This is a genomic window from Mangrovibacter phragmitis, assembly GCF_040429585.1.
Taxonomy (GTDB): domain Bacteria; phylum Pseudomonadota; class Gammaproteobacteria; order Enterobacterales; family Enterobacteriaceae; genus Mangrovibacter; species Mangrovibacter phragmitis.
This window is the reverse complement of record NZ_CP134782.1, coordinates 5,334,604-5,360,198: the sequence shown is the minus strand read 5'-3', so window position 1 is coordinate 5,360,198 and position 25,595 is coordinate 5,334,604. Positions and strand designations below refer to the sequence as shown.

The 25,595-nt window shown below is 51.4% G+C and carries 25 protein-coding genes and 2 pseudogenes; 17 read left to right on the top strand and 10 right to left on the bottom strand.

The window, feature by feature from the left end; genetic code table 11:
• Positions 1–48: 48 nt before the first annotated feature.
• Together ubiC and ubiA are read left to right on the top strand one after the other, a co-directional pair.
• A complete protein-coding gene (gene ubiC / locus MPHASIOC01_RS25715; protein ID WP_353613575.1) occupies positions 49–576 on the top strand; it encodes a chorismate lyase in 528 nt (175 codons plus the stop codon).
• Positions 561–1,442, top strand: a complete 882-nt coding sequence (gene ubiA, locus MPHASIOC01_RS25710) for a 4-hydroxybenzoate octaprenyltransferase (protein WP_064596766.1) — start codon at positions 561–563, stop codon at positions 1,440–1,442. Before ubiC ends, ubiA begins: the two co-directional genes overlap by 16 nt.
• Positions 1,443–1,553: 111 nt before the next feature.
• On the opposite strand, the gene plsB is transcribed toward ubiA, so the two are convergent.
• Positions 1,554–3,992, bottom strand: coding sequence for a glycerol-3-phosphate 1-O-acyltransferase PlsB (plsB, locus tag MPHASIOC01_RS25705; protein WP_353613574.1), 2,439 nt, complete (start codon positions 3,990–3,992; stop codon positions 1,554–1,556).
• A 129-nt stretch (positions 3,993–4,121) separates the two neighbouring features.
• Here plsB and MPHASIOC01_RS25700 point away from each other — a divergent pair, with 129 nt between their 5' ends.
• From MPHASIOC01_RS25700 to dinF, 3 genes are all read left to right on the top strand, one after another.
• The gene (locus MPHASIOC01_RS25700) at positions 4,122–4,490 is read left to right on the top strand and encodes a diacylglycerol kinase (RefSeq protein ID WP_064596762.1); all 369 of its coding nucleotides are present in this window, start codon (positions 4,122–4,124) and stop codon (positions 4,488–4,490) included.
• Between the two features lie 168 nt (positions 4,491–4,658).
• Positions 4,659–5,273 (top strand): transcriptional repressor LexA, encoded by a 615-nt coding sequence (gene lexA, locus MPHASIOC01_RS25695; protein ID WP_064596760.1) that lies wholly within the window; start codon positions 4,659–4,661, stop codon positions 5,271–5,273.
• A 100-nt stretch (positions 5,274–5,373) separates the two neighbouring features.
• Positions 5,374–6,699, top strand: coding sequence for an MATE family efflux transporter DinF (gene dinF, locus MPHASIOC01_RS25690; protein WP_064596758.1), 1,326 nt, complete (start codon positions 5,374–5,376; stop codon positions 6,697–6,699).
• A 724-nt stretch (positions 6,700–7,423) separates the two neighbouring features.
• Here the strand turns inward: dinF and MPHASIOC01_RS25685 are convergent.
• Together MPHASIOC01_RS25685 and MPHASIOC01_RS25680 are read right to left on the bottom strand one after the other, a co-directional pair.
• The gene (locus MPHASIOC01_RS25685) at positions 7,424–7,711 is read right to left on the bottom strand and encodes a DUF1330 domain-containing protein (protein ID WP_064596756.1); all 288 of its coding nucleotides are present in this window, start codon (positions 7,709–7,711) and stop codon (positions 7,424–7,426) included.
• Positions 7,712–7,807: 96 nt separating this feature from the next.
• Entirely contained in the window at positions 7,808–8,245 is a 438-nt protein-coding gene (locus tag MPHASIOC01_RS25680) for a MarR family winged helix-turn-helix transcriptional regulator (RefSeq protein WP_064596754.1), read from the bottom strand.
• 265 nt (positions 8,246–8,510) lie between these two features.
• Between MPHASIOC01_RS25680 and MPHASIOC01_RS25675 the strand changes: the two genes are divergently transcribed.
• Positions 8,511–8,720: a CsbD family protein gene (locus MPHASIOC01_RS25675; RefSeq protein WP_064596753.1), complete on the top strand. Its 210-nt coding sequence runs from the start codon at positions 8,511–8,513 to the stop codon at positions 8,718–8,720.
• 57 nt (positions 8,721–8,777) lie between these two features.
• Here MPHASIOC01_RS25675 and zur read toward each other — a convergent pair whose 3' ends face one another.
• On the bottom strand, positions 8,778–9,290 hold the full coding sequence (gene zur, locus MPHASIOC01_RS25670; protein WP_064596751.1) for a zinc uptake transcriptional repressor Zur: 513 nt from the start codon (positions 9,288–9,290) through the stop codon (positions 8,778–8,780).
• A gap of 107 nt (positions 9,291–9,397) precedes the next feature.
• Between zur and MPHASIOC01_RS25665 the strand changes: the two genes are divergently transcribed.
• On the top strand, positions 9,398–9,895 hold the full coding sequence (locus MPHASIOC01_RS25665; protein WP_353613573.1) for a cupin domain-containing protein: 498 nt from the start codon (positions 9,398–9,400) through the stop codon (positions 9,893–9,895).
• A gap of 170 nt (positions 9,896–10,065) precedes the next feature.
• Positions 10,066–11,319, top strand: coding sequence for a conjugal transfer protein TraF (locus MPHASIOC01_RS25660; protein WP_353613572.1), 1,254 nt, complete (start codon positions 10,066–10,068; stop codon positions 11,317–11,319).
• Between the two features lie 44 nt (positions 11,320–11,363).
• On the opposite strand, the gene MPHASIOC01_RS25655 is transcribed toward MPHASIOC01_RS25660, so the two are convergent.
• From MPHASIOC01_RS25655 to MPHASIOC01_RS25640, 4 genes are read right to left on the bottom strand one after another with little or no spacing between them, the layout of a single operon-like run.
• Positions 11,364–12,242 carry a metal ABC transporter substrate-binding protein gene (locus MPHASIOC01_RS25655; RefSeq protein ID WP_353613571.1) on the bottom strand — a complete coding sequence of 293 codons (879 nt, stop codon included), beginning with the start codon at positions 12,240–12,242 and terminating at the stop codon, positions 11,364–11,366.
• Positions 12,239–13,117 (bottom strand): metal ABC transporter permease, encoded by an 879-nt coding sequence (locus MPHASIOC01_RS25650; RefSeq protein WP_353613570.1) that lies wholly within the window; start codon positions 13,115–13,117, stop codon positions 12,239–12,241. Before MPHASIOC01_RS25650 ends, MPHASIOC01_RS25655 begins: the two co-directional genes overlap by 4 nt.
• A gap of 22 nt (positions 13,118–13,139) precedes the next feature.
• Positions 13,140–13,793 carry a metal ABC transporter ATP-binding protein gene (locus tag MPHASIOC01_RS25645; RefSeq protein ID WP_064596744.1) on the bottom strand — a complete coding sequence of 218 codons (654 nt, stop codon included), beginning with the start codon at positions 13,791–13,793 and terminating at the stop codon, positions 13,140–13,142.
• Positions 13,790–13,912: a hypothetical protein gene (locus tag MPHASIOC01_RS25640; RefSeq protein ID WP_269448063.1), complete on the bottom strand. Its 123-nt coding sequence runs from the start codon at positions 13,910–13,912 to the stop codon at positions 13,790–13,792. Before MPHASIOC01_RS25640 ends, MPHASIOC01_RS25645 begins: the two co-directional genes overlap by 4 nt.
• 306 nt (positions 13,913–14,218) lie before the next feature.
• Between MPHASIOC01_RS25640 and MPHASIOC01_RS25635 the strand changes: the two genes are divergently transcribed.
• The 5 genes and pseudogenes from MPHASIOC01_RS25635 to MPHASIOC01_RS25615 all read left to right on the top strand — a co-directional run.
• Positions 14,219–15,451 carry an oligosaccharide MFS transporter gene (locus MPHASIOC01_RS25635; protein WP_353613569.1) on the top strand — a complete coding sequence of 411 codons (1,233 nt, stop codon included), beginning with the start codon at positions 14,219–14,221 and terminating at the stop codon, positions 15,449–15,451.
• 17 nt (positions 15,452–15,468) lie between these two features.
• Entirely contained in the window at positions 15,469–17,490 is a 2,022-nt protein-coding gene (locus tag MPHASIOC01_RS25630; RefSeq protein WP_353613568.1) for a beta-galactosidase, read from the top strand.
• 11 nt (positions 17,491–17,501) lie between these two features.
• Positions 17,502–18,116, top strand: a pseudogene (gene araC, locus MPHASIOC01_RS25625) (arabinose operon transcriptional regulator AraC); the annotation flags it as partial.
• A gap of 69 nt (positions 18,117–18,185) precedes the next feature.
• A complete protein-coding gene (locus MPHASIOC01_RS25620) occupies positions 18,186–19,166 on the top strand; it encodes an IS5-like element IS5 family transposase (protein WP_000019402.1) in 981 nt (326 codons plus the stop codon).
• Between the two features lie 143 nt (positions 19,167–19,309).
• Positions 19,310–19,582, top strand: a pseudogene (locus MPHASIOC01_RS25615) (helix-turn-helix domain-containing protein); the annotation flags it as partial.
• A gap of 21 nt (positions 19,583–19,603) precedes the next feature.
• On the opposite strand, the gene MPHASIOC01_RS25610 reads toward MPHASIOC01_RS25615, so the two are convergent.
• The gene (locus MPHASIOC01_RS25610; protein ID WP_353613567.1) at positions 19,604–20,023 is read right to left on the bottom strand and encodes an anti-virulence regulator CigR family protein; all 420 of its coding nucleotides are present in this window, start codon (positions 20,021–20,023) and stop codon (positions 19,604–19,606) included.
• A 265-nt stretch (positions 20,024–20,288) separates the two neighbouring features.
• Here MPHASIOC01_RS25610 and dusA point away from each other — a divergent pair, with 265 nt between their 5' ends.
• Complete coding sequence (dusA, locus tag MPHASIOC01_RS25605; protein ID WP_064596740.1) at positions 20,289–21,272, top strand: tRNA dihydrouridine(20/20a) synthase DusA; 984 nt, start codon at positions 20,289–20,291, stop codon at positions 21,270–21,272.
• Positions 21,273–21,401: 129 nt separating this feature from the next.
• Positions 21,402–21,647 carry an envelope stress response protein PspG gene (gene pspG / locus MPHASIOC01_RS25600; RefSeq protein ID WP_036116536.1) on the top strand — a complete coding sequence of 82 codons (246 nt, stop codon included), beginning with the start codon at positions 21,402–21,404 and terminating at the stop codon, positions 21,645–21,647.
• Positions 21,648–21,859: 212 nt separating this feature from the next.
• Here pspG and MPHASIOC01_RS25595 read toward each other — a convergent pair whose 3' ends face one another.
• Positions 21,860–22,843, bottom strand: a complete 984-nt coding sequence (locus MPHASIOC01_RS25595; RefSeq protein ID WP_353613566.1) for a quinone oxidoreductase — start codon at positions 22,841–22,843, stop codon at positions 21,860–21,862.
• Positions 22,844–22,977: 134 nt separating this feature from the next.
• Here MPHASIOC01_RS25595 and dnaB point away from each other — a divergent pair, with 134 nt between their 5' ends.
• Together dnaB and alr are read left to right on the top strand one after the other, a co-directional pair.
• Positions 22,978–24,393 (top strand): replicative DNA helicase, encoded by a 1,416-nt coding sequence (gene dnaB / locus MPHASIOC01_RS25590; RefSeq protein WP_064596818.1) that lies wholly within the window; start codon positions 22,978–22,980, stop codon positions 24,391–24,393.
• A 14-nt stretch (positions 24,394–24,407) separates the two neighbouring features.
• Positions 24,408–25,487, top strand: a complete 1,080-nt coding sequence (gene alr / locus MPHASIOC01_RS25585; protein WP_353613565.1) for an alanine racemase — start codon at positions 24,408–24,410, stop codon at positions 25,485–25,487.
• Positions 25,488–25,595: the final 108 nt, after the last annotated feature.

The window sequence follows — 25,595 nt, the reverse complement described above, 5'->3', positions numbered from 1 at the left end:
GTGTTCTGCGTTACAATGTCCACTGTTCTGTTCTGGAGACTGTTGGGCATGATGCACCCTGCGTTGGCGCAATTACGGGCGCTGTCTTTCTCCGACACCCTGCCGGATAACCTGTCAGCCTGGCTGCGTGACTGGCTATTGTTGGAAGACTCAATGACAAAGCGTTTTGAACGCTGTTGCAGTAAGGTTAGTGTGACGCTGCTATCCGAAGGCTTTGTGACGGCGGAACAGGTGGGCGAAGACGTTAGCTGGTTACCCCGTGAATCACAATACTGGTTACGGGAAATTATTTTGCTGGGCGATGATACGCCCTGGCTGGTGGGGCGCACAGTGGTGCCACTGTCCACCCTGAATGGCCCTGAACTGGCGCTACAGCGCCTGGGCACCACCCCGCTTGGCCGGTACTTGTTTACCGCATCGGCCCTGACACGCGATTTTATTCACACGGGGCGCAGTGAAACCTTATGGGGGCGCCGTTCCCGCCTCCGTTTGTCGGGCAAACCATTACTGCTTACCGAACTGTTTTTACCTGCATCACCGTTGTATCAAGAGGATGAAAAATGGAGTGGAGTCTGACGCAGAAGAATAAGCTGCTGGCATTTCACCGGCTCATGCGTACTGACAAACCGATTGGCGCGTTACTGTTACTCTGGCCTACTTTATGGGCGCTGTGGCTCGCAACACCGGGCATTCCGCCGGTAACTATTCTTCTGGTGTTCATTGCCGGTGTCTGGTTAATGCGTGCCGCAGGTTGTGTGGTGAATGATTTTGCCGACCGCAAATTTGACGGCCATGTCAAGCGCACGGCACGCCGCCCATTACCCAGTGGCGATGTCACAGAGCGCGAAGCTATCACGCTGTTTGGTGTACTGGTATTGCTGTCTTTCTTGCTGGTTCTCACCCTGAATACCATGACGATTCTGCTGTCAGTCGCCGGGCTGGCGCTGGCCTGGATATACCCGTTTATGAAACGCTACACTCATTTACCCCAGGTGGTGTTAGGGGCCGCGTTTGGCTGGTCAATTCCCATGGCGTTCTCGGCTGTTAGTGAGCAGTTGCCGCTCAGTTGCTGGTTACTTTTTTTAGCCAATATCCTCTGGGCTGTCGCTTATGACACGCAATATGCCATGGTAGACCGGGATGACGACCTGAAGATAGGCGTGAAATCCACCGCGATTCTGTTTGGGCGCTACGACAAACTGATTATTGGCATCTTACAGGTGGCGGTTCTGGCGCTGTTGGTGCTGGTAGGCTGGCTTAATCACCTGAGCGGGGCGTTTTACTGGTCGCTGTTGCTTGCGGCGGGGCTGTTTTCATACCAGCAAAAACTCATTGCCGGGCGTGACCGGGATGCCTGTTTTAAAGCCTTTATGAATAATAACTATGTGGGGCTGGTGTTATTTTTAGGGCTGTTTGTCCATTATCTGCCGCCTTTATCCTGATCAGGCCCCTGCTCAACGGCCCTGAGTAATGGCACTGTTTACCGGGCATAAAAAATGGCGGGGATTTTTATTCCCGCCATTTTTTCACCTTGCTTCGCACTCATTCAACGGTTATTGAGCGGGTGCGTCTTCGCCTTGTGATGCAGCACTTTCAATCGTCAGGCGGATATCCGAGGTGATTAGCTCGGCCAGCAACTGGTAAACCTTCATGGTTTCTGTTGGCTCCGCATCACCGGTATCGCTGATATAGCCTTCATCGCGCAGTGTCAGCACCAGAGAAGAGAACACCGCTTTGTCGAAGAACTCAGGGGCGTTGATACCGTGCAGTACAGACAAACGCTGTGCCACAGTCCGGCTCTCTTTCTCCAGCGTCCCGCGGTTAATCGTTGGGTTGGCGCTCAGCAGCCAGAAGGTGATTGCATAACGTTGAATCGTTTCGCGCACCCCTGCTGCCAGCAGTTGCAGAGTCCGGGAGCGTGCCGGGTTCAGGCGGAAACGGCCGCTGTCTTCCAGAATCAGGTTCTGCTGCACCAGCTCATTGAGCAGCGCATCCACTACAGAACTTAACGCTTCTTTATCCCAGTGCAGGAACAACTCTGCTTTAAGCATCGGGAACAGGACTTCAACCCGGCGTTGCAGTTCATCACGCGTAATATTACGGTGTTGTGAGATAATAGACGCCAGTAAAGATGGCATTACCAGCATATGCACAATGTTATTGCGATAGTAGGTCATTAACACGGCCTGCTCACGGGGCAGAACGATAATATCGCCAATCGTGTCTTTTTCTACTTCGAACTTATTCATCTGCAAGGCGTGATCGATAAGCTCGCTGGCAGATGACGCAGGAACGGTAGCATCCGGTGAATAAGGTACGTTGCGCAGCAGACTCATGTAACACTCTAACTGCTCAGTCAATTGCTCACGGGTAAGTGAACGCTGGCGAGAAGCAAGCAAAGCCGTACAACACAGGTTCATGGCGTTAGCCGCACCAGCATTGTTAATGCGCACCATCAGCGTATGAGCAATTTCATTGACGCTGGGAGTTAACCACGGCGGGCGTATCGCTTCGATAGGGTCTATCGCATCACGCCATTCCGGAACATGCTGGTTCAGCCAGTTGGTCAGAGGAATAGGCTCGCCAAAATTAACATACCCCTGCCCCAGATTACGCAGCTTGCTCAGGCCACGCATCATCTGGATAAGACTCTCTTTTTCCTTAGTTGCACCACGCAACTCTTTCGCGTAGGTGCCCACTTCCATGACATGCTCATAACCAATGTAAATCGGCACCAGCGTAATCGGGCGGGTACCGCCACGCAGCATGGCCTGAATCGTCATAGACAGTGTGCCAGTTTTCGGATCAAGCAGGCGACCGGTGCGCGAACGCCCCCCTTCAACAAAATACTCCACCGAATACCCACGGCTGAACAATTCACCCAGGTATTCACGGAACACGGTTGAGTAGAGTTTATTGCCTTTAAACGTACGGCGAATAAAGAATGCACCCAGACGGCGGAAAATCGGCCCGGCAGGCCAGAAGTTCAGGTTAATACCTGCTGCAATGTGCGGTGGCACCAGCCCCTGGTGATAAAGCACGTAAGACAGCAACAGATAATCCATATGGCTGCGGTGGCAGGGAACATACACCAGTTCATGGCCTTCATGGGCTAACTGGCGTACTCGCTCAGCATTATGAACGTTAATACCCTGATATAAGCGGTTCCAGGTAAAGCCCAGCACACGGTCAGTCATGCGGATGGCTTCATAGGAGAAGTTAGCGGCAACTTCTTCCATCAGGGCAACAGCATTTTGCTGCGCTCTTTCGTGAGAGATTTTCTTGCTGCGCGCTTCATCTTCTACCGCTTTGGCAATGGCTTTTGAAGACAATAATTTATTGAACAGATCCTGGCGCGCGGGTAAGCGTGGGCCTACTGCGGCCAGGCGCAGGCGGGCAAAGTGCATACGTGCAACCCGCGCCAGCTTCTGAGCGATAGTTTTGTCTGTGCCATGCTCTGTCGCCATCCAGCGCAGAGAAACTGGCGGAGAAAAGCGTACGAAGCTGTCGCGGCCCAGCCATAATACGGCAAAGAACTTCTGGATGCCGTTAAGCAAGCGCAGTGGCGGGTTTTCTTCGCCTTTTTCACGGCCAGGTGAGCGGCCAAACATCACTGAAACCGGCACCATCTGGACATCCAGATTCGGATTGCTGCGGTGCAAGTCCAGGTAATCATGAAACAGCTTGATGGATTCTTCTTTCGGCGCGTAATAGGTAAATACACGCGGCCCGCCATGAATAAAGACATAGCGTGGCAAACAAGCTCCGTCTACTTCAAGGGGGGTCAGCGGGTCGGGCAAATCATGTGCCAGACATTGCGCCCGTAATGTCAACAGGTCTGCCTTTGAATTATAAGGCAGCACGTACATAATAGGGCGAGAGGTATCTAAACCCAATTCGGCGCAAGGATCCGCCGGAATAGATTTGCTTTTTACCAGCATACTTAGTGGTAAATTCAGCAATTTGTAGTAAATTCGTGGCCAACCGGACATAAACGTTGTAAAGCCTCTGGTTAAAAACGCAATGCGTCGCAAGAATAACAGAAACCCGCGTGGATTTCTGAGGAAGTTGCCTGCGCGACGCTACAGGCATTGACGCCACTAAGCTAAAAAGGTTCCTTCATGGCAAGTAACACCACTGGACTCACCCGAATCATTAAAGCAGCTGGCTATTCCTGGAAAGGTATTCGTGCTGCATGGAACAATGAAGCCGCTTTTCGCCAGGAAGGGGTCACTACTGTGCTGGCTATCTTTATTGCCTGTTGGCTTGATGTCGGTGCCATTGCCCGCGTGTTACTCATCGGTTCCGTCACTCTGGTTATGATAATCGAAATCCTCAACAGTGCTATTGAGGCAATAGTTGACCGGGTGGGAACAGATTTTCACGAACTCTCTGGCAGGGCTAAAGACATGGGGTCCGCTGCAGTGTTGTTCGCAATTATACTCGCCCTGTTTACCTGGGGAAGCGTGCTCTGGTCTCATTTTTTCTGAGTTTTTCCGGAAAAAATGCTCCAAAACGGGTATTTAAGGCTTCGTCTGGTTACCTATGGCTATTTTGTGGGATAAGTCCCTGGTTTTTTGCTCAATTGTGGTTTCAAAATCACCATTAACTGTATATACTCACAGCATAACTGTATATACACCCAGGGGGCAGAAGGAATGAAAGCACTTACTACCAGACAGCAGGAGGTCTATGATCTCATCCGGGATCACATTAATCAGACGGGGATGCCTCCAACCCGTGCGGAAATTGCACAACGCCTTGGCTTTCGTTCACCCAATGCGGCAGAAGAACACCTGAAAGCGCTTGCCCGCAAAGGGGTTATCGAAATTGTTTCTGGCGCTTCCCGTGGTATTCGCTTGCTTCTGGAAGAAACTAATGACGACGGTCTGCCACTGGTTGGCCGGGTTGCCGCCGGTGAGCCTTTACTGGCTCAGCAGCACATTGAAGGTCACTATCAGGTCGATCCTTCCCTGTTTAAACCGCATGCGGATTTCTTACTGCGCGTTAGCGGTATGTCAATGAAAGACATCGGTATTATGGATGGCGATTTACTTGCGGTACATAAAACGCAGGATGTGCGCAACGGCCAGGTAGTGGTGGCCCGTATCGACGACGAAGTAACGGTTAAGAGGCTGAAACAGCAGGGCAATACTGTGCAGCTGCTCCCGGAAAACAACGAGTTCACCCCGATTGTTGTCGATTTACGTGAGCAAAACTTTACTATCGAGGGCCTGGCAGTGGGCGTTATTCGCAACGGCGAATGGCTCTGAACGAATCCTTAATCTGCTATGCTTTTACAGCCGTGTCACAGCCAGCCTGTGCCACGGCTTTTTTGTGGGTTTCTTTCCCAAATGTTATCTGGGGTAAGTGATGCAATTCTTTTCCCGAACTGACCGGGCGTTGTGGCGCCTGGCAATCCCCATGATTGTGTCCAATATCACCGTACCGTTATTGGGCCTGGTTGATACAGCGGTGATTGGGCACCTGGACAGCCCGGATTACCTCGGTGGTGTGGCAATTGGTGCAACGGTAACCAGTTTCCTGTTTATGTTGCTGTTGTTTTTGCGGATGAGTACTACCGGGTTAACAGCTCAGGCTTATGGCGCAAGAGATGACCAGGGGTTGCTGCGGGCACTGATGCAGCCTTTGTTGCTGGCGCTGGTGGCCGGTGTTGCCATTGTGGTGTTTCGTGCGCCATTAATTCACCTTGCGCTTACCGTGACAGGCGGCAGTGAGGCTGTATTGTTCCAGGCACAGGTGTTTTTAGCGGTTCGCTTGCTTGGTGCTCCCGCTTCACTGGCTAACCTGGTTTTATTGGGCTGGTTACTGGGGGTGCAATATGCCCGAGCTCCGGTTATTTTGCTGGTGGTGGGCAATGTGCTGAACATCGCGCTGGATATCTGGCTGGTGATGGGGCTGGGTATGAATGTGCAAGGGGCCGCGCTGGCAACCACTGTATCTGAGTATGTCACGCTATTGCTGGGGCTGGTGATGGTCTGGCGGGTTCTGGTGATGCGGGGTATTCCCCTGGTGGGCCTGAAAACGGCATGGTTCGGCAATATTCGGCGTTTAATGGCGTTAAACCGTGACATCATGTTGCGTTCTTTACTGGTTCAGGGCTGCTTTGCTTCCATCACTGTGCTGGGCGCCAGGCTGGGCGGTGACATTGTGGCTGTAAATGCATTGTTGATGACGTTGCTGGCTTTTACCGCTTATGCACTGGATGGTTTTGCTTATGCGGTAGAAGCGCATTCCGGCCAGGCTTTTGGTGCCCACAGCAAAGGGCAATTGTTGGCTGTATGGGGAGCAGCCTGCCGCCAGGCTGGTGTGGTAGCCCTGGGATTTTCTCTGGTTTATGCCCTTGCCGGGCCACAAATTATTGGTCTGCTCACTTCGTTGCCGGAATTACACCAGCTGGCAGATAAGTACTTGTTCTGGCAGGTACTGTTGCCGGTTGCAGGGGTGTGGTGCTATTTGCTGGACGGAATGTTTGTTGGCGCAACCCGGGGAGCTGAAATGCGTAACAGTATGGCGCTTTCAGCGGCCGGTTTTGGTGTGTGTCTGCTGACACTGCCTGGGTTTGGGAATCATGGGTTGTGGTTTTCTTTGGTGGTGTTTTTGGTGCTGCGCGGGGTGACCCTGGGGTGGTGCTGGCGGCGGCACTGGCGGGATGGAACGTGGTTTGAGGTGAAGTGAAGGGGAGCACTTGCAGTGTAGCTGGCTGTTTTCGTTCATTTTCAGTGGTGTAGTTGTTTCCGTTCACCTGAAGTGAGGTGGTTAATGTGGCTTCACAGCCGGTGAACGGGCTAAGGGGGCTTGCCCCCTTTGCAATCCCCGTTTTCGCTGGCGACCGGTGCTGCGCACTGCGTTCACCTCCGGGCAGTCAGCCTGCGGCCGGCTCGACTCGGCATCCATGCCTCGGTTCGCCTTATTCCGCCATCCGGGCGGAATAACCTTGTCATCCTTTCTGCGGTTCACCGGTCTTACGCGACACAACCCTCGCTGCAAGTGGCGGGTTTTTTTGTGCTGTATGGTGTGGCTGGGGGATTTGTGCGCTGTCTGTTTTTTTTGATTTTTGCTGAGATATTACAGGCGGGTGTGGGTGTGGCCTCTAAATCGTTGAGGCAGGAAGCCGACTCGGAGCGGTACCCGAACAGGCCGCCGGGGTAAGCCGAATGTCCGCGTAGCGGCGATTTTGCCGGCCACAAAAGGGGGGGGCAGGGGGCCAGTGCCCCCTGCGGGCGCCGGGCGCTGGTAGTGAGAGAAAGCAGTGTGGCTGACACGGCGCGCAATTTGCTCTGTGCTGGCAGAGCATTTTACAGTGGCAGAATATGTAACCTACCAGGTATGGCTGGCTCTACTACAAAAGGTTACCTCGGGATGGTACATGTGCTGTTCCCTGAGCGGAACAACCTGCTAATCAAACCCCCTGAATCAATAACACCTGGTAGTCGGCACCCAAATTGCGGTGTTTTTTGGCTTCCTGGTATGCATCGCTGTAGTACCAGGCTTTTGCGGCTTCAATATCCGGGAATGACAGGATAACCGCACCTTCTGCATCATCGCCTTCCAGGGTGGTGATATCACCGTAAAAAGCCAGCGGAGTAATGGGATGATCGCCGCGTGCTTCACCGGCCAGTTTTGCGTAGGTTTGCATTTCTTGTTCATCATGTGTGGTTTTGCGCACGAAAATTACATAAGCACTCATCATTTTTCTCCGGAATTGAACAGGGTAACTAAAAGATAACCCTTATCATGGCAGAGCGCCGGGACATGTTTTTCGTGTTTCTTGCCTTTAACACCGTCAGGCGTTTTTGATCAACTGGTTGCGTAAGGTATCGAGCTGTTGTTTCAGCGTGATGAGTTCAGCCTGGTCGCAGGCCGAGGCGCACAGAATATGTTGGGGAATGGCTTCGGCCTGTTGCTGCAGGCCCCGGCCTTTATCTGACAGGCTGACAATCACCTGGCGTTCATCTTGTGTGGAGCGTTGGCGGGTAACCAGGCCTGCCGCTTCCATCCGTTTCAGTAACGGAGTAAGTGTTGCCGAATCCAGATAAAGACGCTCACCAATGGCAGAAACCGTTTGTTGGTCTGCTTCCCAGAGGATCAATAACACCAGATATTGTGGATAGGTTATCTCCAGAGGCTTAAGCACATTACGGTAAATTTTATTCAGTGCCAGGTTTGCCGAGTAGAGGGAAAAACACAGTTGGTTATCGAGGAGCAAATTTTCTGGTGGCATAAGCGGAGGCCTTTACGGAGGATAACGGCAATGTTACCGCAACTTATTTTAGGGGGAAAATCATTTTCCCTGGTGGGTTTTACACGTTATCAACAGTAGTGTGAAGGTGAGCGGAATTTGCAGGTGGCATTCTCGAGTTTGTTAGTTAAACATTCTTAAAAAAGAATGAAACTTAATTTGATGAACTACAATTTATCATGAAGTAAGCCAAACAAGCTGTCAGTAAACGGCACTGTTTCAATTAACCAACCGTGAGGACGCTGCGATGAATATGACGGAAATCAGTGGAGACTGGAAAATCATCAAAGGTAAGGTGAAAGAAGAGTGGGGCAAGCTGACCGATGACGATTTAGACGTTATTGAAGGAAAACGTGACCAACTGGTAGGCCGGATTCAGGAACGTTATGGTTACGCGAAAGAACGGGCCGAAGAAGAAGTGGCCGCCTGGGAAAAACGTGACGACTACCGGTGGTAATCCCTCTTTGATTCATAGTTACAGAGGGCTACCCGGCCCTCTGTAACCACACAGTAGTTAGCGTTTTTTCTTGCCAGTTTCAGAGTGATCATGACCACAACTTTCCGGATGGCGGCAACTTTCCACTTCTACACATTGTGAGCATAAGCCATGGGCTTCAATAACATTGTGGCGCAATGCAAACCCCATACTGGCCGCCAGACCGTGCATGATATCTTCCACCCCTTCTGCACACTCTTCTTTCACTGAACCGCAACGGTCACAAATAAACATGGCGGAAGTATGAGTAGGCTGGTCAAACAAGTGGCACAGCACATAGCTGTTGGTGGATTCAACTTTATGCACAAACCCCTGCTCCAGCAAAAAATCCAGAGCACGGTAAACTGTGGGAGGCTTGGCCTGAGGCTCTGCGATACGCAATAAGTCCAGCAAGTCATATGCGCTTATCGACCCGTCCTGCTCACTCATCAGGCGCAGCACTTCAAGGCGCTGTGGTGTCAGGCGTACATTGCGCTGCTGGCAAAGCTTTTCTGCCCGAGCTAACAGGTTTTGTGTCCCAGACTTATCCATCCCGGCCCTCAACATGGTCGTAAATAAGCTACTGTACCATGAACCGTTAAAAACGCCGATATCTGTGCCGCATGGCAACCATTACATCACTATTCAGGAGTAAAAAAATGGAGCGTCCAGCTATGATTTGCCACTGGGAGTCAGTTGAATCCTCTGATTCTCCGGGTTACCCGGACAGCCCGGAGCAGTTTTCATTGGGAGTACCGTTAGGGAGAATGCTGGGGTTAACCCGTTTGGGGATCCACCATGAACGTTTACTGCCGGGAAGGCGAACCTCTTACCCCCACGCTGAAAGTGCGGAAGAGGAATTTATCTACGTGATTGAAGGTACACCAGATGCCTGGATTAATGGTCAGTTATACCGACTTCAACCAGGCGATGCGGTTGGCTTCCCTGCCGGAACGGGTATCTGCCATACCTTTATTAATAACACTCAGGCACTCGTGTGTTTACTGGTTGTGGGGGAAGCTAACAAAGCAGAAAACCGAATTTATTACCCTCTTAACCCCGATTACGCAGCGACCCGCACAGATCGCTGGCTCAATCCACCTGAGCAGGTGTTTGGTTCTCACGATGGAAAACCTTCACAGAAATCAAAACACTGAACTATACATATAGATGGGTCACAAAATAACAATTTATCCAGGATGGATACGTTTGTTTAAACACTGCAATAAACTGCTTTTTTCGTCGTTATTCACAGCAATAGCTTGCGGCTACCTGGGTGATAAAGGGGGTGGTCGAAAATTATTCACAATACCTGGACGGAATGCCTGTGAACAGAATAAGCAAAGTTTCAGTGGCGACCATGGCTGCCACATTTTTGATTGCTCACCCGGCGCTGGCGGCAAATACCTGGGCCGAATCGCGGAGTGATGGGATGGGGGGAACAGGGGTTGCCTCTGCCAGTTATGGTAGTGGCGTGCTGATTAACCCAGCGTTGCTGGCGAAAGCCCATGAGGATGACAATGTCTCGGTGGTGTTGCCATCAGTGGGAGTGGAAGTCTCTGATAAAGACAATTTGCGCAATGAAATTGATCATATCAGTGATACGGTGAATACCTGGAAAGATGAGTTGGGTAACATCAATTTTTCCAATTATCTTCAACAGTTACCCCGCATCCAGGCTGCTGCAGGTGACCTCGCTGATGAACTGAATTATCTGGATGGTAAAACAGCCAGTGCCAAAGCAGCGGCAGGCCTGGCGGTCAGTATTCCTGGCAGCACTATCTCGATGGCGTTTGTGACGAAAGCCTGGGCGCGTGCGCGGGTGAGTTCCTATATTGACCCCAACGATGTCACTTTCTTACAAACAATTGAGAACAGTACTGCTGCCGCAGCCGCTGCTGCGCTGGATCCCAGTGCGGTTCAGGACAACCTGAAATCAACCGGATTTGGCCGGGCCGCGATTGTCTCTGATTACGGGATTGCGTTGGCAAAACAGTTTGATATTGGCGGTGTTCCGGTATCCGTTGGCGTGACACCAAAGCTGCAAAAAACCTGGCTGTATAACTACTCCGTTTCTATCTACAACTATAAAAGTGACGACCTGCGTGACAGTAAATACCGCAATACCGACACCGGGTTTAACGTGGATGCGGGGGTCGCAGCAGATTTTGGTGAACACTGGACAGTTGGCCTGAGTGGGCAAAACCTGGTTCCACGCAATATCGATACCAAAGAAATCAACGGCTACAAAGATACCTTCCAAATTTCACCACTGGTAACGGCGGGGGTTGCGTGGAGCAACGAGTTACTGACACTGACTGCCGATGGTGACCTGACTGAAACCAAAGGTTTTAAAAGTGAAAAAAACTCGCAATACCTGAGGACCGGGGCAGAAGTTCGCCCACTCAGCTGGCTGGCGGTGCGTGCTGGTTATCAGGCAGATATCAAAGGCAATGATAACAATGCGGTGACAGCAGGCCTGGGTTTTGCGCCCTTTAACCGGGTTCACCTGGATCTTAATGGCCTGGTGGGAGAAAAAGAAACCTGGGGCGCGGGTGCGCAACTGACTTTCACCTTCTGATAAACCCCCCGGCGGCAGTCGCTCGCCGGGGGTTACTTTGCCCGTTATTTCATGCTGGCGGCGATAGTTTCCACATTGTGTTTAAACGCCGCGACATAAGTCGGGGCAACACCGTCTTTGGTGGTTAACGCCTCCGGGTACAATTCACCGCCTGGTTTGGCCCCACTGGCTGCGGCAATTTGTTTGACCAGGCGCGGGTCTGTCTGGTTTTCGATAAAGTAGGTGTGGATATGCTCCTGCTTGATTTGGTTAATCAGCCCGGCAACATCGCTGGCGCTGGCTTCGGCTTCAGTGGAAAAGCCTACTGGTGCGAGAAACTTCACGCCATATTCTGCACCAAAATACCCAAAAGCATCATGGCTGGTGATGACATGGCGGCGACTTTGTGGAATAGCGGTAAAGGTTTTTTTCGCCCAGGCATCCAGTTTGTTCAGTTGCTCAATATAGGCAGTGCCGTGCTGGCGGAAATAGTCGGCGTCTTGCGGGTCTGCTTTAATTAACGCATTCATTACGTTACGTGCGTAAATTGCGCCATTGGCCGCACTGTTCCAGGCATGAGGGTCTGTCACAGTTTTGCCATCTTCCTGCATCTGGCGTGAGTTCACACCTTGTGAAGCCGTGACCACTTCGCCTTTATAACCTGATGCGTCTATCAGGCGGTTCATCCAGCCCTCCATGCCCAGACCACTGACAAAAACGACATCAGCATTGTGCAGGGTCTGGCTGTCTGCCGGTTTTGGCTCAAAGGTGTGTGGGTCACCATTCGGGCCCACCAGTGAAGTGACATGCACATGTGCGCCACCGACTTCTTTCACAATATCACCCAGCACAGAGAAACTGGCGACAGTGTTCAGCGTGGCGGCAAAAACGGCGGCCGGGCTGCACAACAGCACAGCCAGAGATAAAGGCTTAATGTATTTCATGACGTTTCCTTCTGAGTGGTTCGCTTGCCAAAGACGGGAATTAGCCCGTTGTGAGCCCCAAAGAGAATTGAGACCATAAAGAAAAGTGCGGCAGTGAGCACAATAGCCGGGCCTGCGGGTATCCCTGCATTGAACGAGAGCACCAGCCCAGTGAAAGCAGACAGCGTGGTTAATATTGCCGAGACAGTGAGTAAAGCCGGAAGTCGGTTCACCCAACAGCGGGCTGAAATGGCAGGCAACATCATCAGGCCGACAGTCATCAGCGTTCCGAGGATTTGAAACCCCGCGACCAGGTTCAGCACCACCAGTGTCATAAACAGCGCATTGATGATGCCCGGAGCCCGGCGGGCATTCACTGTCAGGAATGCTTTATCAAATGCTTCCATCACCAGTAAACGGTAGAGCAAGGCAATACACAGCAAGGTAAACGTCGCGATATAGCCCACGAAAAATAGCGCTTGTCTGTCTACCGCGAGAATGGAGCCAAACAGCATATGCAGCAAATCGACGCTGGAGCCATGTAATGACACCAGGGTTACACCAAGCGCCAGTGAACCCAGGTAAAACCCGGCAAAACTGGCATCTTCCCGTAACGGTGTCAGGTTGCTCACCCAGCCGGAAGCCAGTGCAACTAACAGCCCGGCGATAAACCCACCAAACCCCATGGCTACCAGTGACATGCCGTACATCAAATAACCAATTGAAACCCCAGGTAAAATGGCATGGGAAAGCGCATCTCCCGCGAGGCTCATACGGCGCAGCAGTAAAAATACGCCTGGTACAGTAATGCTCAGTGACAGCGCCAGGCAGGCGACCAGCGCCCGGCGCATAAAACCGAACTGAATAAAAGGATCGATAACGGTGTGATAAAACATGTCAGTTAACCCCGGACAGCATTTACGCCATCACTTCCAGGGTGTTCCCCCATTGGTAATGCTGGTTTTCAAGGCGCAGTGTGTCCGGAAAACAGCGCCTTACCAGGCTGCTGTCATGGAGAACAACAATCAGTGTCTGCCCGTTGTGATGCATCTGTTGCATTACGCTGACCAGTAACTCCGCAGTTTTCTGGTCGATACCCGTAAATGGCTCATCCAGTAAAACCAGTGGTGCCTGTTGTAGCAGTAACCGGGCAAACAGCATGCGCTGGAACTGCCCGCCAGAAAGTGTGTTGATGGTGTTTTTCGCCATATCGACCAGGCCAACCTGCTCAATAGCCTGCCAGACCTGTGCCATATGCTGGCGAGAGAAACGTTGCCAGAAGCGCAATGCAGGCCAGCAGCCCATAGACACTACATCAAACACGGTCATTGGAAATTGATGGTCCAGTTCAGCTTGTTGAGGTAACCAGGCAATCCGTGGCCGGCCTTCCGGGAAGCTCACCTGGCCGGAAACCGGTGGCAAAATACCAGCCAGTGTCTTTAGTAAAGTGGATTTCCCGGTGCCGTTTGCGCCTACAATGGCGGTCAGGCTACCGGTATGGAAGGTGCCATTAAAAGGAGGGCTAATACGCTGGCGGCGGTAGCCTGTGGCTAAATTCTCAAGGTGTATCATGCTAGTGCGTTAGCCCAGTCAATGGCGCACCACAATCCGGCCAGCAGCACCAGTGCGCACACAATACGCAGTAGTGAGGACAGCGTTAACAAGGAGTGGTGGTTTGCAGAAGAGTACATCGTAAAAACGCCCGTAAATAATGTTATAACATAACATAAATGGCGAAATGAAAAATGTGAAGCATTTTTGCTGAGAAATTGTGTCCGGGTATTTCAGGTAACTCTTAACGGTGCTGGTCGGGAAAGTATCAATGCTGGATGACAGCAGAAATTCCCCCGTGGTTATGGGGAGGCTGTGAGCTGTTTCACAACTCATAATCAGACAGCAGATTTTTACAGGTTGCCAGCGAAACTTTCCACCTTAATACTCTCGCCTCGTAGTAATTTTTGCAGTGCATTTTATCGATTACTGTACTGGGGTGTATCATGGTTTCATTAAATAAAAACTATGTCATGAGCTGCCTGTTCTTTCTGTTTTTCTTCATTGGATGGGGGTGTTGTTATCCTTATCTGTCGTTGTGGTTAACAGAGAAAATTGGTGTTGATTATACCGACGTTGGTCTGGTTTACTCTTTTACCGCTATTGTGTCTGTTGTTGTTCAACCTTTCTTCGGCTTTATTTCAGATAAGCTGGTTTACCGCAAAAATTTAATGTGGATGCTGGCGATTATTATTACGTTATTTGCGCCTTACTGGATTTATGTTTTCGCACCATTATTAAAAGTAAATGTCATACTCGGTGCCCTTGCCGGAGGTATTTATATCGGCCTGGCGTATGGTGCTGGCTGTGGTGTATGTGAAGCTTATATAGATAAAGTCAGTCGCGCCACTGGTTTTGAATTTGGTCGGGCACGTATGTTCGGTGGTTTTGGTGCGGCCATTGGCACCTTTATCGCCGGAAAACTGTTTGGTTTCGATGCCAACTATATTTTCTGGATGGCAAGTGTTGCCGGGGTATTTTTGTTATTTATAGTGTGGAACACTCGGCCGGATCAGAATGAACAAGGGCAGGTAGTGCAGCCAGCGCATTCACCTGTCAACCTGAATGATGCCATCACGCTGTTAAAGATGAGGAAATTCTGGTTCTTTGGTACATATATGATTGGTGTTGGCGCTATTTATGAAACCTATGACCAGCAATTCGCTATTTATTACAGCCATTTCTTCGAAACCAAAGCTCGTGGTGCGGAAGTCTTCGGTTATCTGACTACCGGGCAAATTTTTCTGGATGCATTGGTGATGTTTTTTGCCCCATGGTTTGTTAACAAAATAGGCCCAAAAAATGCGTTGATATACTGTGGCATGATTATGAGTTTCCGTATTATTGGTTCGGCATGGGCAATTGGGCCAGTTTCTATCAGCCTTATCAAATTGTTGCACGGTTTTGAAAGTTCAGTATTGCTGGTGGCCGCGCTTAAATATATTACGGCTAATTTTAACCCGCTGTTATCTGCAACAGTTTATTTAATAGGTTTCCAGTTTTCGAAAAGCTTTAGTTCAATTTTTCTTTCAACGGGTATTGGTCATATGTACCAACGCTACGGGTTCCAGGATAGTTATATCTTACTGGGAGGTATCGCGCTGTTCTTTACGCTGATGTCCGTCGTGACTTTGGACAAAGCACGAGCGTTTATTTCTGAGCCTGTTTTAGCTAAATAACCCCAGGAGGAAGCAGTATGGCTGAATTATATTATGGCGTTGCATATTACGATGAATATATGCCGCAAGACCGCCTTGAAAAAGATATTGAAATGATGCTGGCGGCCGGAATTAACGTCGTCCGTATTGCTGAATCCACCTGGAGTACACTGGAACCGGCCGAGGGTACCTACAACTTCTACCATATTGACCGTGTTCTGGATGCCATGCATGCCGCAGGGATTGCGGTGATTATCGGGACGCCGACGTATGCCATTCCAGCCTGGCTTGCCAAAAAACACCCTGAAGTGATGGTGACGACGGTTCAGGGTACCCAGAAGTATGGCCCGCGCCAAATCATGGACATCGTCAACCCGGTGTTTCGCCGTTATGCGGAAAATATCATCCGGGTTTTGATGGCGCATGTTTGTCATCATCCGGCAGTTATTGGGTATCAACTGGATAATGAAACTAAGCACTATGACAACACCGGCCACTGGATGCAGTCCGGGTTTATTGAGTCGCTCAAGGTGCGCTACCCGGATATCAGCCAGTTTAACCATGACTTTGGCCTGGATTACTGGAGCAATCGCATTGATGACTGGGCTGACTTCCCTCCGGTGGAAAGCACCATTAATGCCAGCCTGGCTTGTGCCTTCTCTCAGTATCAACGCGAGCAAGTGACGGCTTATCTGGCCTGGCAGGGGGAGCTGGTGCGTGAGTACTGCAAGCCCGGCCAGTTTATTACTCATAACTTTGATTTTGAATGGCGCGGCTATTCATATGGGGTTCAGCCACGGGTGGATCATTTTGCTGCGGCCCGGGCGCTGACGGTTGCCGGGGTGGATATTTACCATCCCACCCAGGACCACCTGACAGGGCGCGAAATCGCCTTTGGCGGCGCAATAACTCGCGGAATTAAACAGGGTGCCAATTATTTCGTGCTGGAAACCCAGGCACAGGGCTTCCCTGAATGGACTCCATACCCTGGGCAATTGCGGCTGCAGGCATTCAGCCATATTGCCCAGGGGGCGCGAATGGTTTCTTACTGGCACTGGCACTCTATCCACAATTCCTTTGAAACATACTGGAAAGGGTTATTGAGCCACGATTTTGCTCCCAACCCCACCTGGCGTGAAGCCTGTACCATTGGTAAAGACTTCGTGCAGTATGGTGAACAATTATCTGGCCTGTCAGCCCGCCATGATGTGGCTATTTTGATTAGCAATGAGGCGATGGATGCGCTGAATCACTTCCCTCCGGCAGACGGCAAAACCAATGTCTGGAATGATATTTTCCGCCGTTTCCATGATGCTCTGTACGACAACAACGTGGGTGTGGACATTATTAATGATGTGGACGCACAGTGTGATAAATACAAAGTAATGATTATTCCGGCACTTTACAGTGCGCCGGGCGGCCTGTTGTCCCGGATTCACGCCTGGGTTGAACGTGGCGGTCGTGCGGTTATTAGTTTTAAATCAGGTTTCAGTGACGAGCATGTGAAAGTTCGTAGCACGCCACAACCCGGTGGCCTGCGTGATGTGTGCGGCGTAACCTATAACCAGTTCACGCGCCCGGATTCCCTGCAAGTAAATGCCAGTGCCATTGGGTTACCGGACACCGAGGCAGAACTGTGGGTAGAATTACTGACGCCAGACCCGGAAACAGAAGTTATGGCACGCTACCGTCACCCGGCCTGGGGGCAATATGCGGCTGTCACACGGGCTCGTTATGGTAAAGGGCAGGCTATGTATGTTGGTTTCTTGCCGGAAAAAACGTGGTTATTTGGTATTTTTTCGCAATTTACCGCCGATCTCCGGTTATCGTCGCAGGCTGCAGATGCGAGTTTCCCTGTCATTGTGCGGCGGCTTTACCAGGCCGACGGGCAGGAAAGGGTGTTTATCTTTAATTATTCCCCAACACCGCAAAACCTGCCTGCACCCGTGAATGGTGTTCAGGTACTCCAGCAAGGCCGGGTTAGCCGGGGCAAGCCTCTTGTACTGGCTCCCTGGGATACAGTAATTATAGCTTCTGACCTGGAACAGGAGGAGGCATAAAGGAGATGGATATGCCACTGGATATGAACGACCTGGTAAACTTTTCGCCCCTGATGAAGAGTTTTACGTTTAATGCGTATCTGGTGTCGGGGTATACCCCCATATCCCGTGGCGGGCGGCTTGACTATTACATCAACCGCCCACAAGGCATGAAAGGTTACATCATCAACCTTACGTTACGTGGTGCCGGGCGGGTTAAAGCAGGTGAGGGGTATATTACCTGCCAGGAAGGCGAACTGGTGCTGTTTCCCCCCGGAGTACCACACCACTACGGGCGTGCTGAATCCCATGATTTTTGGGACCACTTATGGATCTATTTTATGCCCCGCCCTTACTGGCTGGACTGGCTGCGTTGGGATAACACCCATCAGAATATTGGCCGGACACAGTGTGAGACACCAGAAATACAGGAAGGGTTAAAGGCACTGTTTTCCGAGGTTATTCACCATAACAGCGATGATGCCCCGTTGTCTGAAGCGCTGGCAATGAATGCCCTTGAACGCCTGATTCTGCGTTGCTTCCAGATGCAGCCGCAAAGTAACCGCCATAATGTCGACCCACGTATTAATGCACTGTGCGACTATCTGAATAACAATATTGCTGATGAAATGACCGTAGATGCGTTAGGGAAGGTGCGAACAAGTCCCTGATATGAGATCATGTTTGTCATCTGGAGCCATGGAACAGGGTTCATCATGAGTCATCAACTTACCTTCGCCGACAGTGAATTCAGCAGTAAGCGCCGTCAGACCAGAAAAGAGATTTTCTTGTCCCGCATGGAGCAGATTCTGCCATGGCAAAACATGGTGGAAGTCATCGAGCCGTTTTACCCCAAGGCTGGTAATGGCCGGCGACCTTATCCGCTGGAAACCATGCTACGCATTCACTGCATGCAGCATTGGTACAACCTGAGCGATGGCGCGATGGAAGATGCTCTGTACGAAATCGCCTCCATGCGTCTGTTTGCCCGGTTATCCCTGGATAGCGCCCTGCCGGACCGCACCACCATCATGAATTTCCGCCACCTGCTGGAGCAGCATCAACTGGCCCGCCAATTGTTCAAGACCATCAATCGCTGGCTGGCCGAAGCAGGCGTCATGATGACTCAAGGCACCTTGGTCGATGCCACCATCATTGAGGCACCCAGCTCGACCAAGAACAAAGAGCAGCAACGCGATCCGGAGATGCATCAGACCAAGAAAGGCAATCAGTGGCACTTTGGCATGAAGGCCCACATTGGTGTCGATGCCAAGAGTGGCCTGACCCACAGCCTGGTCACCACCGCGGCCAACGAGCATGACCTCAATCAGCTGGGTAATCTGCTGCATGGAGAGGAGCAATTTGTCTCAGCCGATGCCGGCTACCAAGGGGCGCCACAGCGCGAGGAGCTGGCCGAGGTGGATGTGGACTGGCTGATCGCCGAGCGCCCCGGCAAGGTAAGAACCTTGAAACAGCATCCACGCAAGAACAAAACGGCCATCAACATCGAATACATGAAAGCCAGCATCCGGGCCAAGGTGGAGCACCCATTTCGCATCATCAAGCGACAGTTCGGCTTCGTGAAAGCCAGATACAAGGGGTTGCTGAAAAACGATAACCAACTGGCGATGTTATTCACGCTGGCCAACCTGTTTCGGGCGGACCAAATGATACGTCAGTGGGAGAGATCTCACTAAAAACTGGGGATAACGCCTTAAATGGCGAAGAAACGGTCTAAATAGGCTGATTCAAGGCATTTACGGGAGAAAAAATCGGCTCAAACATGAAGAAATGAAATGACTGAGTCAGCCGAGAAGAATTTCCCCACTTATTCGCACCTTCCTTAGCGAAGATGGTATTTCTGTCTCCTTCCCGTCTGGCGCATCTGTTCCGCAGTGAAATGGGAGAGACCATCTTTTCATGGCGTGAGAAACAGCGTGTTAACCGTGCCAGAGCTTTAATGCAAAGCACGGAGCTATCGGTAAGCAATATTGCCGAGGCGGTAGGGTACAGTGATGCAATGTATTTTTCGCGTATTTTCAGGCGCCACAATGGCGTGGCGCCGCGTGAGTATAAAAAGCGTTATGGTGTACTGCATGGCATGGTGAAATGAGGCCTGCTCACCGTTACCTGGTTAATCAAACGCATCATGAATAATTTCTGCAACAATGGCTGTGCTTATCACAACAGACACTAAATCATTTCCTACAATGCGCCATTCCCGGCCAGGGTAATAGGGCAACAAACGCTCTAAATTTCCGGGAACCGTTTTTTTGGCAATCCCCGGTGGTAATGGCTGCCCACGTACCAGTTTTTTGGCGATCCCCGGTGGCAGAGGTTTATACCCGGTGTATCCCATATGCTTTGCTTTCAGGCGGAAATCACTCCAGTCGATATCTTTATCCTGTTTATTGCTGCCGTGGTTATTTCCCTGGCTGTGTTTGGCTTTGTCTGGTTTATGCCCGTTGCCATTATTGGCGAGAACTGCAGCAGGAAGTGACGCCAGGCTAATGGCGAGTAGTGCGTTTATCCAGAGTGTATGACGGTGACGCATAAAAATTCTCCTTGTTAGCGCATATCTGTGCACACAGCTGTGGTTGTGCATAGCCAAAGTATAAACCGGGTGGGTGAGTATCGCGGCAAAATGCGGCACCTGGCCGGGGTGCTACCGGCGGTGCCGGCATCGCCTGCTCCCTCCACGTTGCCCCGCTGTGGCCTGGACTGTATAATCCGTAGCCCATTTTTACGCCAGCCTGCTCCGGTGTGCAGGTTGGTGGGGTTACTGTTATTTACCGCTACTTTTCATAAAGGTTGTTTCTATGTGCTCAGCGTATTCAGCGTCGCGTTTCTCCATTGCCCCCATGCTGGACTGGACTGACCGCCATTGCCGCTATTTCTTGCGCCAGCTGTCACGCCATACGCTGCTGTACACCGAAATGGTGACAACCGGGGCGATTATTCACGGCAAAGGCGACTACCTGGCTTACAACGAAGAAGAACACCCGGTTGCGTTACAACTCGGAGGGAGCGACCCGGCGGCCCTGGCGCAGTGTGCGAAACTGGCTGAGCAACGTGGTTATGATGAAGTAAACCTTAATGTTGGCTGCCCGTCTGACCGGGTGCAAAACGGGCGCTTTGGTGCGTGCCTGATGGGGGAAGCGCAACTGGTGGCGGATTGCGTTAAAGCAATGCGCGATGTAGTGTCGATTCCGGTTACAGTGAAAACCCGTATTGGCATTGATGACCAGGACAGCTATGAATTCCTGTGTGACTTTGTGCAAACTGTTTCCCAACAGGGCGGGTGTGACATGTTTATTATCCATGCCCGTAAAGCCTGGTTGTCTGGTTTGAGCCCGAAAGAGAACCGCGAAATTCCGCCCCTTGATTACCCACGAGTATGGCAACTGAAGCGTGATTTCCCACACCTGACAATGTCGATTAATGGTGGCGTGAAAACGCTGGCAGAGGCGAAACAGCATCTGGAACATATGGATGGTGTTATGGTGGGGCGTGAAGCCTACCAAAATCCGGGTTTACTGGCGTCTGTTGACCGCGAAATTTTTGGCGACACCGCAGGCAGCCCGTCCCCGGCTGATGTTGTGCGAGCCATGTACCCGTATATTGAACGGGAACTGAGCCAGGGTGCTTACCTGGGCCATATTACCCGCCATATGCTGGGTTTATTCCAGAGCGTGCCCGGCGCCCGCCAGTGGCGGCGTTATCTAAGTGAAAATGCCCATAAACCTGGCGCAGATATTCAGGTTCTGGAAACCGCGCTGAGCAAAGTGGCTCGTGTTGATTAAATTGACGCAATAATCGTTAAATTCGCTATGCCCCGGCCTGTGTGCTGGGGTTTTTTGTTTCAAAATCATGTAATTATATTCTGGCATGGTTCTTGTAATACCTCTGATTATTACCTGGAGGTACTGACGATGCTGGAACTATTATTTGTGCTGGGATTTTTTATTATGCTGCTGGTGACTGGTGTGTCGCTGGTGGGGGTTTTTGTTGCGCTGCTGGTGGCTGTGGGCGTGATGTTTTTTGGCGGGCTGCTGGTGTTAATGCTCAAAATGTTGCCCTGGTTACTACTGGCTATTGTCGCTGTGTGGGTTATCCGGGCTATAAATAATGGCAACAATACCCAATCACGCTCACATTATCGCCGTGATATGCGTTGATATGACAGGTTGTTTGAGCGGCTGATCACAACCCTGGAACTTTTTTACAACTTTCCTGTTAACAACATATGATTTGCTTATTAAATCTGTCACTATGTTTTCGCTATCTACCAAATTCATCGCAGCTGTACCCTACAAATTCAGCGCGAACTATAAAAATGAAGGGCTTCCTGCGGGAAGCCCTAATCATTTGTATTATTCCATTTTCTCTGTCAGGGAATTAACAGGCTTGAGCCCTGAGTCTGGCGGCTTTCCAAAACCTTATGCGCATGGGCAGCATCTGCCAGAGCAAATTTCTGCGCTTCCTCCACCTGGACTTTAATCACACCGCTGGCAATCAGGGAAAACAGTTCGCTGCTCGCTTCCTGCAATTCTGCTCGGTTCGTGATATAGCCGGTGAGTGATGGGCGGGTTACATACAGTGAGCCCTTCTGGTTGAGGATCCCAATGTTCACGCCCGTTACCGGGCCGGAAGCATTACCGAAACTGACCATCAACCCACGGCGTTGCAGGCAATCAAGCGAAGATTCCCAGGTGTCTTTGCCAACCGAGTCATACACAACCGGCAATTTTTTCCCGCCGGTGAGAGCCCGAACTCTCCCGGCAATATCCTCTTCACGGTAGTTGATGGTGGCCCAGGCTCCGGCCTGCATAGCCCGCTCAGCTTTCTGTGCTGAACCAACAGTACCAATCAGTTTTGCCCCCAGCGCTTTAGCCCACTGGCAGGCAATCAGCCCAACACCACCGGCTGCTGCGTGAAACAAGAACATTTCACCAGGTTTGATTTCATAGGTTTTACGCAACAGGTAGAACACTGTCAGCCCTTTGAGAAAAGAAGCGGCTGCCTGCTCAAAGGAAATCGCCGGGGGAAGCTGTGCCAGGTTATGTTCAGGTACATTGTGTACGCTGCTGTAAGCACCTAACGCACTCTGGGCGTAAACCACCCGGTCACCAGGGCGAAAATGGGTGACATTTTTACCCGTTTTGGTGACGATGCCTGCTGCTTCCGTTCCCAACCCACAGGGTAACGATGGCGGGGGATATAACCCACTACGAATATAAGTATCAATGTAATTGATACCTATGGCTTTATTTTCAACCTGAACTTCGTTGTCACCGGGTTCAGGGGGTGTCCAGTCCACGGCGTGTAACACGTCGGGGCCACCATGTTTGGTAAATTCAATACGCGTTGCCATAACTGTTTCGCTGCCTCCTGTGTGGGTATCAGTGGTTTACTGATACAGGTAAGTGCATTCCACTGCCTGCAAACTGACGGTTTTCAGGTATAATGCCACGTTTCCCCGTTCAATTTTTGGTAAACCCTTTCACTATGGCAGGAAATAAACCCTTCAACAAACCCGCTGAACCGCGTGAACAGCGCGATCCACAAGTAGCCGGGCTGAAAGTTCCTCCGCACTCTCTTGAAGCGGAGCAGTCAGTGTTGGGCGGGTTAATGCTGGATAATGAACGCTGGGACGATGTTGCCGAGCGCGTAGTCTCGGACGATTTTTATACCCGGCAGCACCGGCTTATTTTTACTGAAATGCACCGTCTGCAGGAAACAGGCAACCCCATTGACCTGATAACGCTGTCGGAATCGCTGGAGCGCCAGGGGCAACTGGAAAGTGTTGGCGGTTTTGCATACCTGGCCGAGTTATCCAAAAACACGCCAAGTGCAGCGAATATCAGCGCTTATGCAGATATCGTCCGTGAACGTGCTGTTGTGCGTGAAATGATAGCCGTTGCCAACGAAATAGCCGATGCCGGGTTTGACCCACAAGGGCGCACCAGTGAAGATTTGCTCGACCTGGCGGAGTCACGGGTTTTCCAGATAGCAGAAAACCGCGCCAACAAAGATGAAGGCCCCAAATCTGTTGACCAGATCCTGGAAGCGACAGTTGCGCGTATTGAAACGCTTTACCAGCAACCGCACGATGGTGTGACCGGGGTTGATACCGGTTATCAGGACCTCAACAAGAAAACCGCGGGCCTGCAACGGTCAGACTTGATTATTGTCGCGGCACGTCCCTCCATGGGGAAAACCACATTCGCCATGAACCTGTGTGAAAACGCCGCCATGTTGCAGGATAAACCGGTGCTGATTTTCAGCCTGGAAATGCCCGCGGAACAGATAATGATGCGTATGCTGGCGTCTTTGTCTCGCGTCGACCAGACACGTATCCGTACCGGCCAGTTGGATGATGAAGACTGGGCGCGTATCTCCGGTACCATGGGGATTTTGCTGGAGAAGCGCAATATGTACATTGATGACTCTTCCGGCCTGACACCGACAGAGGTTCGCTCTCGTGCCCGGCGAATTTTCCGTGAACACGATGGCTTAAGCCTGATTATGATCGACTACCTCCAGCTCATGCGCGTGCCGTCTTTGTCAGACAACCGTACCCTGGAAATCGCTGAAATCTCCCGTTCTTTGAAAGCGCTGGCAAAAGAGCTGCAGGTGCCAGTGGTGGCGCTGTCACAGCTTAACCGTTCACTGGAACAGCGTGCAGATAAACGCCCGGTAAACTCAGACTTGCGTGAATCCGGCTCCATTGAACAGGATGCCGACTTAATTATGTTTATCTACCGCGATGAGGTGTATCACGAAAACAGTGATCTAAAAGGCATCGCGGAAATTATTATCGGTAAGCAACGTAACGGCCCTATCGGGACTGTGCGTCTGACCTTTAACGGGCAATGGTCGCGCTTCGATAACTATGCAGGCCCGCAATACGACGAAGAATAATTGAAGGAATAAACATGCAAGCGGCAACTGTTGTGATTAACCGCCGCGCTCTGCGACATAACCTGCAACGCCTGCGTGAACTGGCTCCGTCCAGCCGCCTGGTGGCAGTTGTGAAAGCAAACGCTTATGGGCATGGTTTGTTAGAAACTGCCCGTACCCTGCCAGATGCCGATGCGTTCGGCGTTGCCCGCCTGGAAGAGGCCATCCGCCTGCGCGAAGGGGGCATCACTCAACCTGTTTTACTGCTGGAAGGTTTTTTTAACGCCAGTGACCTGCCGGTTATCGCCAGCCAGCAGTTTCATACTGCGGTGCACAGCGAAGAACAACTTGAAGCCCTCGAGCAGGCACAACTGAGCCAGCCAGTTACAGTGTGGATGAAGCTTGATACCGGCATGCACCGCCTGGGGGTTCGCCCGGAAAAAGCAGAAGCGTTTTATGCCCGCCTGAGCCAGTGCAAAAATGTGCGCCAGCCAGTGAACATCGTCAGCCATTTTGCCCGTGCTGATGAACCGGAAGTAGGGGCAACCGAACAGCAACTGGCCATTTTTAACCATTTTGTCGAAGGGAAAGCAGGCCTGAAATCAATTGCAGCTTCAGGTGGTATTTTGCTCTGGCCTCAGTCACATTTTGACTGGGTACGCCCGGGGATTATTCTCTATGGTGTTTCGCCGCTGGACCACAAACCCTGGGGGGCAGATTTTGGCTTCCAGCCAGCGATGAGCCTGACATCCAGCCTGATTGCGGTACGTGACCACAAAGCCGGTGAACCGGTTGGCTATGGCGGCACCTGGGTGAGCCAGCGCGATACGCGCCTGGGCGTGGTGGCGATGGGGTATGGAGACGGTTATCCACGCAGTGCGCCATCAGGCACACCTGTGCTGGTGAATGGCCGTGAAGTGCCACTGGTTGGCCGGGTCGCCATGGATATGATTTGTGTTGATCTGGGGCCAGATGCCCAGGAACACCCCGGCGACAGCGTGGTAATGTGGGGCGAAGGGTTGCCCGTCGAGCGCATCGCGGAAGTGACAAAAGTGAGTGCTTACGAACTTATTACCCGCCTGACATCTCGTGTCTCCATGCACTACCTTGACTGATCAATTGCCCGGGCGGTTACCGCCCGGTGTTATATAACCTGAAATTGTTACACCGCCTGAAATCGTTGTTCCACCGTTAATCCACGCCGCTTTACTCTCGCTTTCCCA

Coding starts and splice junctions, on each gene's coding strand:
- ubiA (WP_064596766.1), top strand. CDS start 561: ATGGAGTGGAGTCTGACGCAGAAGAATAAGCTGCTGGCATTTCACCGG.
- dusA (WP_064596740.1), top strand. CDS start 20,289: ATGTGCTCAGCGTATTCAGCGTCGCGTTTCTCCATTGCCCCCATGCTG.
- MPHASIOC01_RS25650 (WP_353613570.1), bottom strand. CDS start 13,117: ATGTTTTATCACACCGTTATCGATCCTTTTATTCAGTTCGGTTTTATG.
- MPHASIOC01_RS25665 (WP_353613573.1), top strand. CDS start 9,398: ATGGAGCGTCCAGCTATGATTTGCCACTGGGAGTCAGTTGAATCCTCT.
- alr (WP_353613565.1), top strand. CDS start 24,408: ATGCAAGCGGCAACTGTTGTGATTAACCGCCGCGCTCTGCGACATAAC.
- ubiC (WP_353613575.1), top strand. CDS start 49: ATGATGCACCCTGCGTTGGCGCAATTACGGGCGCTGTCTTTCTCCGAC.
- MPHASIOC01_RS25610 (WP_353613567.1), bottom strand. CDS start 20,023: ATGCGTCACCGTCATACACTCTGGATAAACGCACTACTCGCCATTAGC.
- lexA (WP_064596760.1), top strand. CDS start 4,659: ATGAAAGCACTTACTACCAGACAGCAGGAGGTCTATGATCTCATCCGG.
- MPHASIOC01_RS25700 (WP_064596762.1), top strand. CDS start 4,122: ATGGCAAGTAACACCACTGGACTCACCCGAATCATTAAAGCAGCTGGC.
- MPHASIOC01_RS25680 (WP_064596754.1), bottom strand. CDS start 8,245: ATGCCACCAGAAAATTTGCTCCTCGATAACCAACTGTGTTTTTCCCTC.
- zur (WP_064596751.1), bottom strand. CDS start 9,290: ATGGATAAGTCTGGGACACAAAACCTGTTAGCTCGGGCAGAAAAGCTT.
- MPHASIOC01_RS25640 (WP_269448063.1), bottom strand. CDS start 13,912: ATGTACTCTTCTGCAAACCACCACTCCTTGTTAACGCTGTCCTCACTA.
- dnaB (WP_064596818.1), top strand. CDS start 22,978: ATGGCAGGAAATAAACCCTTCAACAAACCCGCTGAACCGCGTGAACAG.
- MPHASIOC01_RS25635 (WP_353613569.1), top strand. CDS start 14,219: ATGGTTTCATTAAATAAAAACTATGTCATGAGCTGCCTGTTCTTTCTG.
- MPHASIOC01_RS25620 (WP_000019402.1), top strand. CDS start 18,186: ATGAGTCATCAACTTACCTTCGCCGACAGTGAATTCAGCAGTAAGCGC.
- MPHASIOC01_RS25655 (WP_353613571.1), bottom strand. CDS start 12,242: ATGAAATACATTAAGCCTTTATCTCTGGCTGTGCTGTTGTGCAGCCCG.
- MPHASIOC01_RS25685 (WP_064596756.1), bottom strand. CDS start 7,711: ATGAGTGCTTATGTAATTTTCGTGCGCAAAACCACACATGATGAACAA.
- pspG (WP_036116536.1), top strand. CDS start 21,402: ATGCTGGAACTATTATTTGTGCTGGGATTTTTTATTATGCTGCTGGTG.
- plsB (WP_353613574.1), bottom strand. CDS start 3,992: ATGTCCGGTTGGCCACGAATTTACTACAAATTGCTGAATTTACCACTA.
- MPHASIOC01_RS25675 (WP_064596753.1), top strand. CDS start 8,511: ATGAATATGACGGAAATCAGTGGAGACTGGAAAATCATCAAAGGTAAG.
- MPHASIOC01_RS25630 (WP_353613568.1), top strand. CDS start 15,469: ATGGCTGAATTATATTATGGCGTTGCATATTACGATGAATATATGCCG.
- MPHASIOC01_RS25595 (WP_353613566.1), bottom strand. CDS start 22,843: ATGGCAACGCGTATTGAATTTACCAAACATGGTGGCCCCGACGTGTTA.
- dinF (WP_064596758.1), top strand. CDS start 5,374: ATGCAATTCTTTTCCCGAACTGACCGGGCGTTGTGGCGCCTGGCAATC.
- MPHASIOC01_RS25645 (WP_064596744.1), bottom strand. CDS start 13,793: ATGATACACCTTGAGAATTTAGCCACAGGCTACCGCCGCCAGCGTATT.